This is a genomic window from Kitasatospora sp. NPDC089797 (genome assembly GCF_040684795.1).
In the GTDB taxonomy this organism is placed as follows: domain Bacteria; phylum Actinomycetota; class Actinomycetes; order Streptomycetales; family Streptomycetaceae; genus Kitasatospora.
This window is the reverse complement of sequence record NZ_JBFBGS010000011.1, coordinates 109,865-129,425: the sequence shown is the minus strand read 5'-3', so window position 1 is coordinate 129,425 and position 19,561 is coordinate 109,865. Positions and strand designations below refer to the sequence as shown.

The window sequence follows — 19,561 nt, the reverse complement described above, 5'->3', positions numbered from 1 at the left end:
CGAGGGTTTCCCCGGGTTGTCGACGCGGGCTGAGGCGAGGATGACGGAGAACGAGGCAACGACGACGAACCGGGGCGCGGTCCTGCCGCTCACCGCGGCGCAGGCCGAGATCTGGTTCGACGAGCAGTTCGCCGCCGGGCCGCTGGCCTACAACATGGCGGACTACATCGACCTGCGCGGCCCGCTCGACCCGGAACGGCTCGGGCGGGCCCTGCAACGCCTGGGCCACGAGGCCGAGGGGCTGCGGGTGCAGTTCGTCGAGGAGGACGGCGGGCCCGGTCAGATCATCCGCCCGCTCGCCCGGCTCCCCCTGCTGCAACTGGACTTCAGCGGCGAACCGGAGCCGCTGGCGGCCGCCGAGCAGTGGATGCGGGAGGACCACGCCGACCCGATCAAGATCACCGACTTCCCGCTGTTCCGCGGCGCGCTGCTCCGGCTCGGCGCCGACCGGCACCTGCTCTACCTGTGCATGCACCACATCCTCGCCGACGGCTTCAGCCGAGGGCTGCTCTACCCCAAGCTCTCCGGCCTCTACACCCGGCTGGGCACCGGCCCCGACGCCCCGGCACCCGCCACCGAGGACCCCACCGCCCCGGCACCCGCCACCGAGGACCCCACCGCCGAGGTGATGCCGCCGTTCCACCGGCTGCTGGAGGCCGAACGCAAGTACCTCGATTCCAAGATGGTCGGCAAGGACCGCGCCTACTGGACCGACCGCCTCACCTCCGACCGGCACGGCCCGCGGCCCGAGCTGGTCTCGCTCTCCGAGCAGGAGCCCGCCCCCGCCCGGGTCGCCCTGCGCGAGACCGTCCGGCTCTCCCCGGAGACCACCGCCGCCCTGCACGCCCTGGCCCAGGACGGCAAGGTCACCCTGCCGGTGCTGATGGTCGCCGCGACGGCCGCCTACACCCAGCGGGTCACCGGCGTCGCGGCGCCGCTGCTCACCCTGCCGGTCACCGGCCGGGTCGGCGCGCTCAGCCGATCGATCCCCGGCATGCTCGCCAACTACCTGCCGCTGGCCGTCCGGATCCGGCCGGAGCTGACCCGCACCGAGCTGCTGCGCGCGGCCTGGCGCGAGGTCGCCCGCGCGCTCCAGCACCAGCGCTACCGCGGCGACCGGATCCGCCGCGACATCGGCCTGCGGATCGACGACCAGCGCGCCTTCGGGCCGTTCATCAACGTGCTCGACCAGGACCCGGAGCTGGCCTTCGGGCCGGACTGCCGCGGTGTGGTGGTCAACCTCTCCACCGGCATCGTCAAGGACCTCATCCTGACCGTCCTGAACGCCGCCGACGGCACCGTGGAGCTCCACCTCGACGGCAACCCCGCCCTCTACACGGCCGCCGAACTCGCCACCCACCTGGCCCGGTTCGCGACCTTCCTGGGCACCCTCGCCACCATGCCCGCCGACCGCCCGCTCGGCCAGGTCGGGCTGGGCGCGGCCGGTGAGCCGCTCGGGCTGCTCGGCCGGTGGGACACCGCCGCCGCCCCCGACCGGGGCCTGGTCGAGCAGGTGCGCGCCGTCGCCGCCGCGCAGCCCGAGGCGGTCGCCGTCCGGGACGGCCGGGAGCGGGTCGGCTACCGCCAACTGCTCACCCGGGCCGCCGGAGTCGCCGCCCGGCTGTCCGCCGCCGGGGCGGGCCGCGGCTCGGTGGTCGCGATGCTCGCCGAAGCCGGCGCGCCGTTCGTCACCGGGGTGCTGGCCGTCCAGGCCGTCGGCGCCGCCTACCTGCCGCTGGACCCCGCCGCGCCGGCCGCCCGCAACGCCGCACTGCTCGCCGACAGCGGCGCCCACCACCTGCTGCTCGGCACCGACTGCGCGGCACCGGACGGCACCGGGGCCGCCGTCCTCCCGCTGAGCGAGCCCGCCGACTCCGCCTGCACCGCCGAACTCCCGTCGCTCGGCACCGGGGCGGACCTGGCGTACGTGATGTTCACCTCCGGCTCGACCGGCCGCCCCAAGGGCGCGATGGTGCAGCGCTCCGGGATGATGAACCACCTCTGGGCCAAGGCCCACGACCTGGAACTCGCCGCCGGTGAGGTCGTGGTCCAGAACGCGCCGCTGACCTTCGACGTCTCGGTGTGGCAGATGCTCGCCCCGCTGGTCGTCGGCGGCAGCATCCGGGTCGCCGGCGCCGACACGGCCGCCGACCCCAACGCGCTGTTCACGCTGACACGCGACGAGCGGATCGCCGTCCTGGAGGTCGTCCCGTCCCTGCTGCGGGCCGCCCTGGACGCCTGGGACCTCGACGGCAGCGCACCCGAACTCCCCGAACTGCACTGGCTGGTGGTCACCGGCGAAGCCCTGCCCGCCGACCTCTGCCGACGCTGGCACAGCCGCTACCCCGACGTCCCGATGATGAACGCCTACGGACCGACCGAATGCTCCGACGACGTCACCCACGCCGTCATCGCCGTCGACGACGAACTCGACGGCCGGGTCCCGATCGGCGGTGCGGTGCGCAACACCCGCCTCTACGTCCTCAGCGACGAACTCCAGCCCGTCCCCGTCGGCGTCCCCGGCGAACTCTACGTCGGCGGCGCCGGCGTCGGCCGCGGCTACCTCGACGACCCGGCCCGCACCGCCACCACCTTCACCGCCGACCCCTTCACCGGCAACGGCGCCCGGATGTACCGCACCGGCGACCGCGTCGTCCAACGCCCCGACGGACAACTCGAGTTCATCGAACGCCGGGACCACCAGGTCAAGATCCGCGGCCGCCGGGTCGAGACCGGCGAGATCGAAGCCGTCCTGCGCACCCTCCACCCCATCACCGACGCCGCCGTCGCCGTCCTCCCCGACACCTCCGGCAACCCCCGCCTCGTCGCCTACCTCACCGGCCCCGGCGTCCGTCCGGCCGACATCCGGGCCGAACTCGCCCAGTTGCTGCCCGCGTACATGATCCCGGCCTCCTGGCTGGTCCTGGACGCCCTGCCGCTCACTCCCAACGGCAAACTCGACCGCAAGGCCCTGCCCCAGCCCGACCCGGGCGCGCCGGACAGCCACCGCGGACCGCGCACCGAACGCGAACGCATCCTCTGCGACATCCTCGCCGAGGTCCTCGGCACCACCGGCATCGGCATCGACGAGGACTTCTTCACCCTCGGCGGCGACTCCATCCGCTCCATCCAGGTGGTCAGCCGGGCCCGCAAGGCCGGACTGCTCTTCACCACCCGGGACATGTTCACCCACAAGACCGCCGCCGCCCTGGCCCGGATCGCGGCCGGCGACGACACCTCCCCCCGCGGTGCCTCCGGCAGCTCCGATGACCCGGCCGCCCGGGAGCGGGAGAGCGGCACCGGCCCGTACGAACTCACCCCGATCAGCGCCCAGTTGCACGCCGACACCGGCCGCCTCGACGGTCCGGTGGCCGGCTACGGCCAGTACGTGGTGGTCCGGGTCCCCGCCGGGCTGGACGTCGACCTGCTCGACACCGCCCTGCACGCCCTGGTCGACCACCACGACGCGCTGCGCACCCGGGCCACCGAGCCCTCCCCCGGCCTGTGGCACCTGGAGGCGCTGCCGCCCGGCGCCCTGGCCGGGGTCCGGCTGGCCACCACCGCCGAACCCGAGCCCGCCCCCGACCCCGAGCCCGCCGCCGCCCCCAGCGAACCACAGGCCACCGAACAACAAGCCACTGAACGACAAGCCGCCGAACGCCAGGCCGCCGCCGCCCACGCCCGGCTCGACCCCGGCGCCGCCGTGATGCTCCAGGCCGTCCTGATCCCCGCCGCCCCCGGAGCCGACAGCGCCCACCTGCTGATCTGCGCCCACCACCTGGTCATCGACGGCGTCTCCTGGCGCATCCTGCTGCCCGACCTGGCCGCCGCCTGCGCCGCGCTCGCCGACGGCCGCACCCCGGCCCCGGACCCGGTCGGCACCTCCTACCGCGCCTGGTCCCGGCTGCTCGCCGACCAGGCCCGGACCCAGCACCGCGGCACCGAACTCGCCCACTGGCAGAGCACCCTGGACGGTCCGGACCCGCTGATCGGCACCCGTCGGCTGGACCCGGCGACCGATGTGCACGGCACCCGGCGCACCCTGCGCCTGGAGCTCGGCCCCGAGGTCACCGGCCCGCTGCTCACCGACCTCCCGGCGGCCTTCCACGCCGAGGTCAACGACGTCCTGCTGACCGGCCTCGCCATCGCCGTCGCCGACTGGCGCCGCCGCCACGGCCACCCCGACCACCCCCGGACGCTGATCGAACTGGAGGGCCACGGCCGGGAGCAGCTCAGCGACCACCTCGACCTCTCCCGCACCGTCGGCTGGTTCACCGCCGCGTTCCCGGTCCGCCTCGACCCCGGCGCGCCGGACTGGGACGAACTGTGGTCCGGTGGCCCCGCGTTGGCCACCGCGCTCAAGCGGATCAAGGAGCAGCTGCGCGCCCTGCCCGACCGGGGCGTCGGCTACGGCCTGCTGCGCTACCTCAACCCGCACGCCGCCCGGGTGCTGGCCGGCCGGCCCGGCCCGCAGATCGGCTTCAACTACATGGGCCGCTTCGACGCCCGGCGCACCGGCCACTGGGAGCCGGTCGGCGGGGACGGCGTGGTCGGCACCGGCGCCCACCCCGACCTGCCGCTGCCGCACCTGCTGGACGTCACCCCGGCCACCGAGGACCGGCCGGACGGCCCGCACCTGATCGCCAACTGGTCCTGGGCCGGCCTCGCCGTCGCCGAGGAGGACGCCCGGGACGTCGCCGAGACCTGGTTCCGTGCCCTGGAGCTGCTCGCCCGCCGCTCCGGCGGGGGCGGCCACACCCCCTCCGACCTGCCGCTGGTCCGGCTCGAACAGTCGGAGATCGACGAGTACGAGTCCGAACTCGCGGCCGCCGGGACGGAGTTGGTGGACATCCTGCCGCTCACCCCGCTCCAGCAGGGGATGCTCTTCCACGCCGACCACGATGCCGCGTCCGAGCAGGACGTCGACGTCTACACCCTGCAGATCGTCGCCGACCTCGAGGGCGACCTGGACCCGGCCGCGCTGCGCGCCGCCGGCCAGGCCCTGCTCGACCGGCACCCCAACCTGCGCGCCGCCTTCCGCGCCCGGGCCGCCGGCGAACCCGTCCAGGTGGTCCCCCGGCAGGCCCGGCTGCCCTGGTCGGAGGCCGACCTGACAGAACTCCCGGAGCCCGCCCGGGCCGCCGAGCTGGACCGGCTCACCGAGGCCGAGCGCACCCGCCGGTTCGACCCGGCCGCCCCACCGCTGCTGCGCTTCGCCCTGATCACCCACGGCGAGGGCCGGCACCGCTTCGTCTGGACCAGCCACCACATCCTGGTCGACGGCTGGTCGATGCCGCTGCTGGTGCGGGAGCTGTTCACGCTCAGCACCCCGGGTGTCCCCGGTCCTCCCGGTCCGGGCCCCGCCCCGCTGCCCGATCCGGCCCCCTACCGCTCCTACCTCGCCTGGCTCGCCACCCAGGACCGCGCCGCCGCCCGGACCGCCTGGCGCGAGGCGCTGGCCGACCTGGACGGGCCGACCCTGGTGGCCCCGCCCGGCCACGGCCGTGCCCCCGCCCTGCCGCAGTCCGTCCACACCGCGCTGCCGCCCGGGGAGACCGCCGCCCTCACCCGCTGGGCCCGCGGCCGGGGCCTCACCCTGAACACCGTCGTCCAGGGCTGCTGGGCGCTGCTGCTCGGCCGGCTCACCGGCCGCCAGGACGTGCTCTTCGGCGCCGTCACCTCCGGCCGTCCGGCCGAGGTGCCGGAGGTCGAGGCGATGATCGGCATGTTCCTCACCACCGTGCCGGTCCGGGTCCGGCTGCACCCCGGCACCCCCCTCGCCGAACTGCTGCACACCCTCCAGGACCAGCAGAGCGCGCTGCTCCCGCACGAGCACCTCGGGCTCGCCGCGATCCACCAGGCCGCCGGGCTGACCGGCGAGGCCTTCGACACCGTGGTGCTGTTCGAGAACTTCCCGCTGGACGAACGCCACCTGACCGGCACCGGCGGCGACGGCCCCCGGGTGGTCCGCGCCGAGGCCCGGGACGCCCGGCACCACCCGCTCAGCCTGGTGGTCCACCCCGGCGAGGCGCTCAGCCTGCGGTTGGACCACCACCCGGCGCTGTTCACCCGGGCCGGGACCGAGCGGATCGCCCGGATCCTGCTGCACCTGCTGCGCACCGTCGCCGAGCGGCCGGACCTGCCGCTCGCCCGGATCGACGTCACCGCCCCGGCCGACCTCACCGGGACCGCCACCCCCGGCGAGCTGGGCGGCCTGCTCGGCCAGTGGGACCAGTCGCTGCCCGAGGAGAGCCTCGGCGTGGTCGAGCGGGTCCGCGCGGTGGCCGAGCGCACCCCCGAGGCGGTCGCCGTGACGGACGCCGACGGGCCGCTCCGCTACCGGGACCTGGTGACGGCGGCCGGCGGGCTGTCGGCGCTGCTGACCGGGGCGGGGGCGGGCCGCGGTTCGGTGGTGGCGATGCTCGCCGAACCCGGCGCGCCGTTCGTCGCCGGGGTGCTCGGTGTCCTCGGTGCCGGTGCCGCCTACCTGCCGCTGGACCCGGCCGCGCCGGCTGCCCGCAACGCCGCGCTGCTCGCCGACAGCGGCGCCGGCCACCTGCTGCTCGGCGCCGGCCAGCGGGCTCCGGAGGGCAGCGGGGTCGCCGTGCTCGGGCTGGAGCAGTCGCTCGCCGCACCCGCCCTGCCGGAGCCGGTCGGCACCGGGGCGGACCTGGCGTACGTGATGTTCACCTCCGGCTCGACCGGGCGGCCCAAGGGCGCGATGGTGCAGCGCTCCGGGATGATGAACCACCTCTGGGCCAAGGTCGGTGACCTGGACCTCGCCGCCGGCCAGGCCGTGGTCCAGAACGCGCCGCTGACCTTCGACGTCTCGGTGTGGCAGATGCTCGCCCCGCTGGTCGTCGGCGGCAGCGTCCGGGTGGCCGGAACGGCGACGGCGGCCGACCCGACGGCGCTGTTCACGCTGGTCCGGGAGGAGGGGATCGCCGTCCTGGAGGTCGTCCCGTCCCTGCTGCGGGCCGCCCTGGACGCCTGGGACCTGGACGGCGGCGCGCCCGAACTGCCTTCGCTGTGCTGGCTGGTGGTGACCGGCGAGGCCCTGCCCGCCGATCTGTGCCGACGCTGGCACAGCCGCTACCCCGACGTCCCGATGATGAACGCCTACGGACCGACCGAATGCTCCGACGACGTCACCCACGCCGTCATCGCCGTCGACGACGAACTCGACGGCCGGGTCCCGATCGGCGGTGCGGTGCGCAACACCCGCCTCTACGTCCTCAGCGACGAACTCCAGCCCGTCCCCGTCGGCGTCCCCGGCGAACTCTACGTCGGCGGCGCCGGCGTCGGCCGCGGCTACCTCGACGACCCGGCCCGCACCGCCACCACCTTCACCGCCGACCCCTTCACCGGCAACGGCGCCCGGATGTACCGCACCGGCGACCGCGTCGTCCAACGCCCCGACGGACAACTCGAGTTCATCGAACGCCGGGACCACCAGGTCAAGATCGGCGGCCGCCGGGTCGAGACCGGCGAGATCGAAGCCGTCCTGCGCACCCTCCATCCCGTCACCGATGCCGCCGTCGCCGTCCTCCCCGACACCTCCGGCAACCCCCGCCTCGTCGCCTACCTCACCGGCCCGGGGGTCGACGCCGAGCGGGTCCGCCACCGGCTGGCCGAACTGCTGCCCGGGTACATGGTCCCGGCCTCCTGGCTGGTCCTGGAGGCCCTGCCGCTCACCCCCAACGGCAAACTCGACCGCAAGGCCCTGCCCCGGCCCGAGGCCACCGCCGGGGACGCCCGGCGCGGCCCGCGCACCGAGCAGGAGCGCATCCTCTGCGACATCCTCGCCGAGGTGCTGGGCACCGCCGCCGTCGGCATCGACGAGGACTTCTTCACCCTCGGCGGCGACTCCATCCGCTCCATCCAGGTGGTCAGCCGGGCCCGCAAGGCCGGGCTCACCCTCACCACCCGGGACGTCTTCACCCACAAGACCGCGGCCGCCCTGGCCCGGCTCGCCGAGGAGGCCGGGGCCGAGGGCACCGAACCCGCCCCGGCGGAGCCCGCCGGCCGCCTGGTCGAACTCTCCGACGAGGAACTGGCCGATCTGGAATTCGAGTTGAACGAGGAGCTCTCGTGACAAGCGGCCCCAGACCGACCCCGGCCGGGAACGGAGCGAGGATCAGCGAGGTGCTGCCGCTCTCCCCGCTCCAGCAGGGCCTGCTGTTCCTCTCCTCCTACGACCGGTCCGCGCCCGACCTCTACACCCTCCAACTGGTCGCCGAGCTGGACGGCCCGGGCGCCGCCGACGGCGAGCGGCTGGCCGCCCGGCTGCGCACCGCCGCGGCCGCCCTGCTGGAGCGCCACCCCAACCTGCGGGCCTGCTTCCGGCACCGCCGCACCGGCGAACCGGTCCAGGTGGTGCCCAGGGACGCCGACCCGGAGTGGCGACTGCACGACCTCAGCGGCCTGCCCGAGGCCGAACGCGACGCCGAGGCACGGCGGTTGGCCGACGAGGACCGGCTGCGCCGGTTCGACCCGGCCCGGCCGCCGCTGATGCGGTTCACCCTGATCCGGCTCGGCCCGGGGCGCCACCGCTTCCTCTGGTCGGTGCACCACATCGTCCTGGACGGCTGGTCGTTCCCCCTCGCGGTACGGGAGTTGGGGTTGCTGGGGGACCCGGACCGAGCCGCCGCCCTGCCCCCGCCCGCACCGTACCGGTCCTTCCTCACCTGGCTGAACGGCCGCGACCGCGCCGCCGCCCGGACCGCCTGGGCGGAGCTGCTGGCCGGCCTGGACGGGCCGGTGCGGGCGCTGCCGCCGGTCGGCCCGTCGCCGGAACTCCCCCGCACCGAGCGCCGGTTGCTGGACGCGGCGGCCACCGCCGCGCTCTCCGGCTGGGCCCGCGGCCAGGGCCTCACCCTGAACACCGTCGTCCAGGGCTGCTGGGCGCTGCTGCTCGGCGGGCTCACCGGCCGCCAGGACGTGGTGTTCGGCTCGGTCACCTCCGGCCGTCCGGCCGAGGTGCCGGAGGTCGAGGCGATGATCGGACTGTTCGCCAACACCTCTCCGGTGCGCGCCGACCTGCGCCCGGACCGACGGGCCGGCGAGCTGTTCGCGGCGCTGGCCGCCCAGCAGCTGGCGATGATGCCGCACCAGCACCTGCCGCTGGCCGAGGTCCAGGCCGCCTCCGGGCTGCGGGGCGAACTGTTCGACACCGTGCTCGCCTTCCAGAGCTACCCGATGGACGAGGCGGCGCTGTACCGGGAGTCCGGTGGCACGGTGAGTTCCGCCCGCATCCACTCCGCCACCCACTACCCGCTGAGCCTCACCGTCTTCCCCGGCAAGCGGCTGGACCTCCAGCTCGGCCACCGCGCCTCGGCCCTCGACCCGGCCGGAGCGGCGCGGCTGCTCGACCGGCTGACCGGCATCCTGGAGCGGGTCGCCGAGGACCCGCACACCCTGCTCGCCCACCTCGGCGCGCCCGAGCCCGCCCCGGTCCCGCAGACCCCCGCCGTCCCGGCGGCCCGGCCCACCACCCTCCCCGCGCTCTTCGCCGAGCAGGCCGCCCGCACCCCGGACGCCGTCGCGGTCACCGCGCCCGACGCCGACCTCACCTACCGGGAGCTGGACGCCCGCGCCAACCGGCTGGCCCGGCTGCTGGCGGCGCGCGGCGCCGGACCGGAGCGCTACGTCGCCGTCGCCCTGCCGCGCGGCGCCGACCTGGTCGTCGCCGTCCTCGCCGTGCTCAAGGCGGGCGCCGGCTACCTGCCGATCGAGCCCGCCCACCCGGCCGAACGGACCGGCCACGCACTGGCCGACGCCCGCCCGGCGCTGCTGGTCAGCACCACCGGCCTGCTGCCGGACGCGGCCCTGCCGAGGATCGACCTCGACACCCCCGGGACCACCGCCGAGCTCGCCGCCGCCCCGGCCACCGCGCCCGCCACCGGCCCGGGGCCCGACCACCCGGCCTACGTGATCTTCACCTCGGGCTCCACCGGCCGCCCCAAGGGCGTGGTGGTGCCGCACCACAACGTGGTCCGGCTGCTCGACACCACCGCGCCCCGGTTCGGCTTCGGCCCGCAGGACGTCTGGACGCTGTTCCACTCGATCGCCTTCGACTTCACCGTCTGGGAGCTGTGGGGCGCCCTGCTGTCCGGCGGCCGGCTGGTCGTCGTCCCGTACGACGTCTCGCGCTCCCCCGACGCCTTCCTGGCCCTGCTCGCCGCCGAACGGGTCACCGTGCTCAACCAGACCCCGTCCGCCTTCTACCAGCTGATCCGCGCCGACGCCGACCGCCCGCGCGAACTCGCGCTGCGCACCGTGGTGTTCGGCGGCGAGGCGCTGGACGAGGGCCGGCTCGCCGACTGGTTCGCCCGGCACCCGGCGGGCACCCCCCGGCTGGTCAACATGTACGGCATCACCGAGACCACGGTGCACGTCACCGCGCACGAACTGAGCCCCGGGCCGGCCCCCGCCGGCGCCGCCGGCGCGATCGGCCGGGCCATCCCCGACCTGCGGACGCACCTGCTGGACGGCGCCCTGCGCCCGGTGGCGACCGGGGTGCCGGGCGAGCTGTACGTCACCGGCCCAGGCCTGGCCCGCGGCTACCTCGCCCGGCCCGCGCTGACCGCCGAACGCTTCGTCGCCTGCCCGTTCGAGCCCGGCGGCGCCCGGATGTACCGCACCGGAGACCTCGCCCGGTGGCGGCCGGACGGCACCCTGGAGTACCTGGGGCGGATCGACGAGCAGGTACAACTGCGCGGCTTCCGGATCGAGTTGGGCGAGATCGCGGCCGTCCTCGGCCGGCACCCGCTGGTCGCCGAGGCCACCGTGCTGGCCCGCGAGGACCGCCCCGGCGACCAGCGGCTGGTCGGCTACGTCGTCCCGGCCGACCCCGACGCCGCCGCCCCCGACGCCGCCGACACCGACCCCGACGCCGCCGCCCCCGACGCCACCGCCCCGGGCGATCCGCGCCGTGCGGAACTCGCCGCTGCGGTCAGGGCGTTCGCCGCCGACCGGCTGCCCGACCACATGGTCCCCGCCGCCGTGGTCACACTGCCCGCGCTCCCGCTCACCGCCAACGGCAAACTCGACCGCCGCGCCCTGCCCGCCCCCGTGTACGCCACCTCCGCCCGCACCCCGCGCGGCCCCGAGGAGCAACTGCTCTGCACGGTCTTCGCCGAGGTGCTCGGCCTGGCCGGGATCGGCCCCGACGACGACTTCTTCGCCCTCGGCGGGCACTCCCTGCTGGCCACCCGGATCGTCAACCGGGTCCGGGCCGAACTCGGCACGGAACTCCAGGTCCGGGACCTCTTCGAGGCCCCCTCCCCGGCCCGGCTCGCCACCCGACTGGGCGGCACCGCAGCGCACCGCCCCCCGCTCACCGCGGCGCCCCGCCCGGCCGTGCTCCCGCTCTCGCCCGCCCAGCAGCGGCTCTGGTTCGTCGAGCAACTGGGCGCCCCCGGCGGGCTCTACCACATCCCGCTGGCCGTCCGGCTGACCGGCCGGCTGGACGCCTTCGCGCTCGCCGCCGCCCTCCAGGACGTGCTGGCCCGGCACGAGGCACTGCGCACCGTCTTCCCACGCCGGGCCGGCACCGACCCCGACGACAGCAGCACCACCGCCACCGCGGAACAGCGGGTGCTCGCCCCCGCCGAGGCCACCCTCCCGCTCCCGGTCAGCCGCACCACCGAAGCGGAGCTGCCCGCCGCCCTCGCCGCCGAGGCCGCCCCGGGCTTCGCCCTGGAACGCGAACTCCCCGTCCGGGCCCGGCTCTTCGCCCTCGGACCGGAGCTGCACGTGCTCTCCCTGGTCCTGCACCACATCGCCGCCGACGGCTGGTCGCTCGCCCCGCTCACCCGGGACCTCACCGCCCACTACCGGGCCCGCCGCGCCGGCCGCACCGCCGAACTCCCGCCGCTGCCCGTCCAGTACGCCGACCACACCCTCTGGCAGCACGCACTGCTCGGCTCCGAACGCGACCCGGACAGCCGGCTCTCCCGCCAGCTCCACTACTGGACGCAGCGGTTGCACGACCTCCCGACGGAGCTGGCGCTGCCCTTCGACCACCCGCGCGGCACCCGGACCGACCACCGCGGGGCCCGCCACCGCAGCACCGTCCCCCCACAGCTCGCCGACCGCCTGCGGAGCACCGCCGCCGACTGGTCGGTCAGCCCCTTCATGCTGCTGCGCGCCGCCCTGGCCGCCCTGCTCACCCGGCTCGGCGCGGGCACCGACATCCCGCTCGGCAGCCCGGTCGCCGGCCGCACCGACCAGCAACTGGACGACCTGGTCGGCATGTTCGTGAACACCCTGGTGCTGCGCACCGACACCTCCGGCGACCCGTCCTTCCGGGCGCTCGTCGAGCGGGTCCGGGAGTCCGACCTGGCCGCGCACCAGCACCAGGACCTGCCCTTCGAGAAGCTGGTCGAGGTGCTCAACCCCGAGCGCTCGACGGCCCGGCACCCGCTGTTCCAGGTGATGATCGGCCACCACCGCGACGCACCGGCCCCCGCCCCCGACCCGGAACTCGACATCGCCGAGGAACCCGTCCCGGTCCACACTGCCAAGTGGGACCTCTTCCTCCAGTTCACCGAACGGCCCGACGGCTCGCTCACCCTCACCCTCGAACACCGCACCGACCTCTTCGAGCCCGCCACCGCCCGCCGGATCACCGGGGCCTACCTGCGACTGCTCGCCGACCTCCTCGCCGACCCCACCGCCCCGCTCTCCCGCCCGGCCCTGACCACCCCCGAGGAACAGGCCGAACTGCTCGCCCTCGGCACCCACCGGCTCGGCACCCCGCACAGCACCCTCACCGCCCTGGTCGACCGCCGGATCGCCGCCGCCCCGCACTCCGTCGCCCTGGTCCACACCGCCCCGGACACCCCTGCCGACCCGGACGCCCCTGCCGACCCGGACGCCCCTGCCGACCCGGACGCCGCCGCCGGCCCGGACGCGCCCGACGCCCCCGACGCCCCCGACGGCCTGCGGTACACCAGCTACGCCGACCTCGACGCCCGGGCCAACCGCCTCGCCCACCTGCTGACCGCCCGCGGCGCCCACCGGGACCGACCGGTCGCGCTGCGCCTGGAGCGCGGCCCCGAGGCGGTCCGCACCCTGCTGGCGATCGCCCGCACCGGCGCGCCCTACCTGCCGATCGACCCCTCCCACCCCGCCGAGCGGGTGCACGGGATGCTCGCCGACAGCGGCGCCCGGCTGCTGGTCACCCAGCGCTCGCTGGCCGGCCTCGCACTGCCCCCGGACGTCGCCCCGGTGGTCCTGGACGACCCCGGCACGGCGGCCGACCTGGCCGCCCGGCCCACCACCGCCCCCGAGGTCACCGTCCGCCCCGACGACCTGCTGTACGTGATCTACACCTCCGGCTCCACCGGCCGCCCCAAGGGCGTCGCGGTCACCCACCGGGCCGCCGTCCGGCTGGTGCTGGGCCTGCCCGAGCTCGCCCCGGCCGCCGAGGACACCTTCCTCTACTTCGCGCCGGTGGCCTTCGACGCCTCCACCTTCGAGATCTGGGGCGCGCTCGCGCACGGGGCCCGGCTGGCCGTCCAGCCGCCCGGCCCGGCCGACCCGGAGGCCCTGGCGGACTTCCTCGCCCGGGCCGGGGTGACCGTCGCCTTCCTCACCACCCAGCTGGTCAACACCCTGGCCGACACCCGCCCCCGCGCCCTGGCCCCGCTGCGCGCCCTGCTCACCGGCGGCGAGGCGCACTCCCGGGACCACCTGGACCGGCTGCGCGCCGCCCTGCCCGGCACCACCGTCCTCCACGTCTACGGCCCCACCGAGGCCACCACCTTCGCCACCGGCCAGGACCTCGGCCGGGCCGACGGCACCGTCCCGATCGGCCGGCCGATCGGCGACACCGCCGCCTACGTGCTGGACGAGGCGCTGCACCCGGTGCCGCGCGGCGTGGTCGGCGAGCTGTACCTGTCCGGCCCGGGCCTGGCCCGCGGCTACCTCGCCCGGCCCGTGCTGACCGCCGAACGCTTCGTCGCCTGCCCGTTCGAGCCCGGCGGCGCCCGGATGTACCGCACCGGGGACCTGGTGCGCTGGGACCGGCACGGCCGGCTCGAGTACGTCGCCCGCGCCGACCAGCAGGTCAAGATCCGCGGCCACCGGGTCGAGCCCGGCGAGGTCGAACGCCTGCTGGCCGCCCACCCGGCGGTGGCCCGGGCCGCCGTACTGGCCCCGGCCGACGCCGCCACCGGCCAGCGCCGGCTGGTCGCCTACCTCGTCCCGGCCGAGGGCCGGCCCGCCCCCCGGCCGGCCGAGCTGCGCCGCCACCTGGCCCGTTCGCTGCCCGACCACATGGTCCCGGACGCCTACGCCGTGCTGCCCGCGCTGCCGCTGAACGCCAACGGCAAGCTGGACGTCCGCGCCCTGCCGGAGCCGACCACCGCCCCCGCCTCCACCCGCGCCCCCCGGACGGCCGCCGAACGCCTGCTCTGCGCCGCCGTCCGGGAGGTGCTGGCGCTGCCCCGGGTCGGCCCGGACGACTCCTTCTTCGCGCTCGGCGGGGACAGCCTCAAGGCCATCCGGCTGGTGAACGCGACCGCCCGGGCCGGCCTGCCGCTCACCCTCGGCGCGGTCTTCGAGCACCGCACCCTGGAGGCCCTGGCCGCCACGGTCACCCCCGCCACCGCCACCGTGGGCGACCACTCCCGGGCCCTCGACCCGCTCGCCCCCGTCCTGCCGATCCGCCCCACCGGTAGCCGCCCGCCGCTGTTCTGCGTGCACGGCGGCCTCGGTTTCGCGCTGCCCTTCGCCGCCCTGGCCGAGCACCTCGACCCGTCCCGACCGGTCTACGGCCTCCAGGCCCGCGGCCTGTCCGACGACGACCCGCTGCCCACCGGGCTGGGCGAGGTCGCCGAGGAGTACCTGGCCCGGGTCCGGGCGATCCAGCCGCACGGGCCGTACCACCTGCTCGGCTGGTCCTACGGCGGGCTGGTCGCCCACGAGATGGCGGTGCGACTGCGCGCCGCCGGCGAACCGGTCGCCCTGCTGGCCAACCTGGACGCCTACCCCGACGACGCCCGCGGCGCCCACCCCACCGACGCCGAGTTCCTGGCCGACTTCCTGACCGAGGCCGGGGCCGACCTGCCCGAACCGGCCGACCCGGCCGACCCCGAACCGCTCACCCCCCGCTCGGTCGCCGCCCACCTCGCCCGCACCGCCGGCCCGCTGGCCGGTCTCCGACCCGCCCTGCTGGAACGCCTGCTGGCCGTCATGCGGAACAACCTCACGCTGTTCCAGCGCTTCACCCCGCGCCGCCTGGACGACTGCCCGATGACCCTCTTCCTGGCCGTCGGCGGCCCCCGCCGCCCCACCCCGGAGGAACGCGCGCTCAAGCTCAAGAGCTGGGAGCCGTACCTCGGTTCGGCCGTCCGCGCGCACGACGTGGACGCCGGCCACCAGCAGCTCCTGCACCCCGGTCCGGCCGCCGCGATCGGCGCCGTCCTCGACCGCGCCCTCGCCGACGCCCCCGACCACCCGTAAGCCGCCGCAGCACCCGCGCAACCCGCAGCACCTGCACCCCGCACCCCGCACCCCGCACCCCGCACCCCGCACCCCGACGGACGAACCCACAGGAGCGAACCAGCATGGCGAACCCCTTCGACCGCGAAGACGGCACCTTCCTCGTCCTGGTCAACGAGGAGGGCCAGCACTCCCTCTGGCCGTCCTTCGCCGCCGTCCCGGCCGGCTGGTCGGTGGCGCTGGACGCCACCGACCGGGCCGCCGCCGTCGCCCACATCGAGGCCAACTGGACCGACCTGCGCCCGCTCAGTCTGCAACGCCAGGACTGAACACCCGCCGCCCGCCCGGGAATTGCCCGACCCCCGGCGCCCCGGCCCCGCCGACACCGCCCGCCGCACCGTGGAGCCCCCGTCCACCCGGTGCGGCGGGCGGCCGTTTCCGTTTCCCCCGGGACCGGTCTCCACCAGGCCCGTTGCCACCCCCCGACTGCCGTCAGTGAACGGTCAGTTGGACGTCATCGACCCGTCATCGGCGCTGATTAGTTTTCTCGCCGGAAGCAGATTCCCGGGCATCTGGAAAACGGAGGAAACGAGCATGACGACGGTTGCGCCGGAGCGCCTCACCCGTATCCGCGAAATCATCGCCGAGAACATCGACGTGCACACCGAGTTCTCCGACACCGCTTTGTTCGTCGACGAGTTGGGCGCCGACTCGCTCAAGCTGATCGACGTGCTGAGCGCGCTGGAGATGGAGTACTCCATCGTCATCGACATGAACGAGCTGCCGAAGATGGTGAACGTGACGACCACCTACCAGGTGACGGCGGCCGCGGCCGGCTGGTAGCCGCCCACACGCCGGCCGCCCTGGCACCGGCCGCCCGCCCCGCACCCGCCCCTCCCGCCGTCCACCGCTCGAGGAACCCCAGGAGAGGTCCATGAACTCCACCGCACAGTCACCAGCGGCCCCCCGGTCCGGCACGCCGGCCGGGCGCCGCCGGGTCGTCCTCACCGGCCTCGGGGCGATCTCCAGCATCGGTACGGGCGTCGAGGAGTACACCGCGGGGCTGCGGGCCGGGCGCTCCGGCGCCCGCCCGATCACCCGCTTCGACACCACCGGCTTCGGCCAGAACACCGCCTGCGAGGTCCCGGACTTCGAACCGGAGCGCTGGATCCACCGGGTCCCGCTCCAGGAGGTGGGCCGGGCCGGCCAGTTCGCCGTGGCGGCGGCCCGGATGGCGGTGGACGACGCCGGGCTGACCGAGGACGACCTCGGTGAGCGCCAGGCCGTGATCAGCGTCGGCACCACCGACGGCGAGTCGCACGACATCGGGCTGCTGGTCGAGCAGGAACTCGCCGCCGGGGACCCGAAGGCGATCGACCCGGTGCTGGCCCGCCGGATCAACGCCGGCCGGCTGAGCACCGCGATCGCCCGCGAGCTGCGGATGCCCAACGTCGAGCCGACCACCATCACCACCGCCTGCGCGGCCGGCAACTACGCGATCGGCTACGGCCTGGACGCGATCCGCTCCGGCGAGGTGGACATCGCGCTGTGCGGCGGCGCCGACGCCGTCTGCCGCAAGGCCTTCGCCCTGTTCAAGCGCTTCGGCGCGCTCACCCCGGACGTGGTCCGCCCGTTCGACCGCAACCGCCAGGGCATCCTGACCGGTGAGGGCGCGGGCATCCTCGTCCTGGAGAGCCTGGAGTCCGCGCTCTCCCGGGGCGCCCGGATCTACGCCGAGGTGCTCGGCTACGGCCTCAGCTGCGACGCCGCCCACGCCACCGCCCCCAACCGGGACGGCATCGCCCGCGGCATCCGGCTGGCCCTGGCCGACGCCGGGGTCGAGCGCGACGAGGTCGACTTCATCTCCGCGCACGGCACCGGCACCAAGGCCAACGACCGGACGGAGTCCGCCGCGATCCTCGACGTGTACGGCGACAGCCCGCCGCGCACCGTCGCGGTGAAGTCGATGCTCGGCCACTCGATGGGAGCGGCCAGCGCACTCGCCGCGATCGCCTGCGGCATCGCCATCGAGCACCAGTTCATCCCGCCGACCATCAACCACCAGGAGACCGACCCGGACTGCCCGCTGGACGTCGTTCCCAACCGGGCCGTCGACGCCGAGGTCCGGATCGTGGAGAACAACTCCAGCGCCTTCGCCGGCAACAACGCCATCCTGATCCTGGGCACGTACGGAGAGCGAGTCCGCTGATGACCACCGCCACCCGCTCCCCCGAGCACCGCGAGCACCCCGCGGCCCCCGAGGCCCCCCTCGCCCCCGACACCCCCGTCATCACCGGCTGGTCGGCCGTCTCCCCGTACGGCCTGACCCGCCGGGCCTTCGCCGAGGGCCTGCGGGCCGGCGCCCGGACCGCCGCCGAGCCGCCCGAGGCGTACGGGCCGCTGCCCGCGCCCCAGGCCTGCCTGGTGCCCGGCTTCGACATCAAGGGCCTGCTCGGCCCCACCGGCACCGCCAAGATGGACCGGCTCACCGCGCTCACCCTGGTCGCCTCCGACGGCCTGCTGAACGACGAGGACGGCAACCGGGTGGTGGCCACCGACGAGCGCACCGGCGTGGTGCTCGGCATCTCGATGGGCAGCCTGGAGAACGTCACCAACTTCCTCAAGCAGTCGTACACCAACGCGCTGCCCTTCCACGTGGACGCCGGCCGGATCCCCTTCGGCAGCCTCAACCACGCCGCCGGCGCCACCGCGATCCGGCACGGCCTCGTCGGCCCCAACACCACCCTCGCGGGCGGCCGGGTCAGCGGACTGCTGGCGCTCAACTACGCCCGCCGGCTGCTCGGCCAGGGCCGGGCGACCAGGTACCTGGTGGGCTCCGCCGAGGAGTTCTCCGCCGCCCACGCCTGGTTCGAGCACGCCGCCGTCGCCCCCGGCGACCCGGCGCCGCTGCTCGGCGAGGGCTGCGGCCTGCTCGTGGTCGAACCGGCCGGCACCGCCCGACGCCCGGCCCTCGCCGCCGTGCTGGCGGTCGAGACCCGGGTCGACGTCGACGACGACCCAGGCGCCGCCGTCACCGCCTGCGTGCGCCGCGCCCTGGCCCGGGCCGGTGCCACCGCCGAGGAGGTGTGGGCCGCCGTCCCCAGCGCCGCGCAGACCGCGGCCGGCCGGGCCGAACAGGACGCGCTGGCCGCACTGTTGCCGGCCGCCGCGCTCACCGCCGTCCCGTCCATGACGCTGCTCGGCGACACCAGCGCGGCCGCCGCCACCTTCCAGATCCAGGCCCTGCTGGCGGTCGCCGAGGCCGAGCCGGCCGCGGCCGGCCGGACCGCCCTGGTCACCGCCATCGACCGGGACGGCGCGGTGGGCTGCGCCGTGCTGCGGCTGCTCGCCCCGCACCGGGACGCGGCATGATCGCCCTGGTCAGCGGCGGCTCCCGGGGCATCGGCCGGGCCGTCGTGCTGCGGCTCGCCCAGGACGGCTACGACGTCGCCTTCTGCTACCGCTCCGACGCCGGGGCCGCCGAACGCCTGGTCGAGGAGGCCGGGAAGTCCGGCACCCGGATCACCGCCACCCGCTGCGACGTGGCGGACGCCGCCGAGGTCCGCGACTGGTACACCCGCACCGAGCGCGAACTCGGCCCGGTCGACGCCGTGGTCACCTCGGCCGGCATCACCAGGGACCGTCCGGTGATCCTGATGCCGGAGCAGGACTGGGACGCGGTGCTGCGCACCAACCTGGACGGCGTCTACCACGTGTGCCGCGCCGCGGCCTTCTCGATGAGCAAGCGCCGCACCGGAGTGATCGTCAACCTCTCGTCGGTGTCCGGTGTTTACGGTAACGTCGGGCAGGCCAACTACGCCGCCTCGAAGGCCGGGATCATCGGGTTCACCAAGTCCCTGGCCAAGGAGTGCGGCCCGCGCGGCGTCCGGGCCAACGTGGTCGCCCCGGGGCTGATCGCCACCGACATGGTCGGCGACATGTCCGAGGCCGCCGTGGCGCGGATGCTGGGCACCATCGCGCTCGGTCGGGTCGGCAAGCCCGAGGAGGTTGCCGACCTGGTCTCCTTCCTGCTGTCCGACCGCGCGGCGTACATCAGCGGGTCGGTCTTCGAGATCCACGGCGGCGGCACGTTCTGATGGTCCGACGAGTG

Annotated in this window: 7 protein-coding genes; all 7 read left to right on the top strand. The window is 75.7% G+C overall.

The window, feature by feature from the left end; genetic code table 11:
• The first annotated feature begins 40 nt into the window (after positions 1-40).
• The 7 genes from AB0O91_RS11325 to fabG all read left to right on the top strand — a co-directional run bounded on the left by AB0O91_RS11325 (position 41) and on the right by fabG (position 19,547).
• Positions 41-8,095 (top strand): amino acid adenylation domain-containing protein, encoded by an 8,055-nt coding sequence (locus AB0O91_RS11325; protein ID WP_363430323.1) that lies wholly within the window; start codon positions 41-43, stop codon positions 8,093-8,095.
• The gene (locus AB0O91_RS11320; RefSeq protein ID WP_363430321.1) at positions 8,092-15,471 is read left to right on the top strand and encodes an amino acid adenylation domain-containing protein; all 7,380 of its coding nucleotides are present in this window, start codon (positions 8,092-8,094) and stop codon (positions 15,469-15,471) included. The genes AB0O91_RS11325 and AB0O91_RS11320 overlap by 4 nt, the downstream gene beginning before the upstream one ends.
• Before the next feature lie 104 nt (positions 15,472-15,575).
• Entirely contained in the window at positions 15,576-15,779 is a 204-nt protein-coding gene (locus AB0O91_RS11315) for an MbtH family protein (protein WP_363430319.1), read from the top strand.
• Positions 15,780-16,044: 265 nt separating this feature from the next.
• On the top strand, positions 16,045-16,293 hold the full coding sequence (locus AB0O91_RS11310; RefSeq protein WP_363430317.1) for an acyl carrier protein: 249 nt from the start codon (positions 16,045-16,047) through the stop codon (positions 16,291-16,293).
• A gap of 91 nt (positions 16,294-16,384) precedes the next feature.
• Positions 16,385-17,659, top strand: coding sequence for a beta-ketoacyl-[acyl-carrier-protein] synthase family protein (locus AB0O91_RS11305; protein WP_363430315.1), 1,275 nt, complete (start codon positions 16,385-16,387; stop codon positions 17,657-17,659).
• Entirely contained in the window at positions 17,659-18,822 is a 1,164-nt protein-coding gene (locus AB0O91_RS11300) for a beta-ketoacyl synthase N-terminal-like domain-containing protein (protein ID WP_363430313.1), read from the top strand. Before AB0O91_RS11305 ends, AB0O91_RS11300 begins: the two co-directional genes overlap by 1 nt.
• Positions 18,819-19,547: a 3-oxoacyl-ACP reductase FabG gene (gene fabG, locus AB0O91_RS11295; protein WP_363430311.1), complete on the top strand. Its 729-nt coding sequence runs from the start codon at positions 18,819-18,821 to the stop codon at positions 19,545-19,547. The genes AB0O91_RS11300 and fabG overlap by 4 nt, the downstream gene beginning before the upstream one ends.
• The last annotated feature ends 14 nt before the right edge of the window (positions 19,548-19,561 follow it).

Coding starts and splice junctions, on each gene's coding strand:
- AB0O91_RS11325 (WP_363430323.1), top strand. CDS start 41: ATGACGGAGAACGAGGCAACGACGACGAACCGGGGCGCGGTCCTGCCG.
- AB0O91_RS11315 (WP_363430319.1), top strand. CDS start 15,576: ATGGCGAACCCCTTCGACCGCGAAGACGGCACCTTCCTCGTCCTGGTC.
- AB0O91_RS11310 (WP_363430317.1), top strand. CDS start 16,045: ATGACGACGGTTGCGCCGGAGCGCCTCACCCGTATCCGCGAAATCATC.
- AB0O91_RS11305 (WP_363430315.1), top strand. CDS start 16,385: ATGAACTCCACCGCACAGTCACCAGCGGCCCCCCGGTCCGGCACGCCG.
- AB0O91_RS11300 (WP_363430313.1), top strand. CDS start 17,659: ATGACCACCGCCACCCGCTCCCCCGAGCACCGCGAGCACCCCGCGGCC.
- fabG (WP_363430311.1), top strand. CDS start 18,819: ATGATCGCCCTGGTCAGCGGCGGCTCCCGGGGCATCGGCCGGGCCGTC.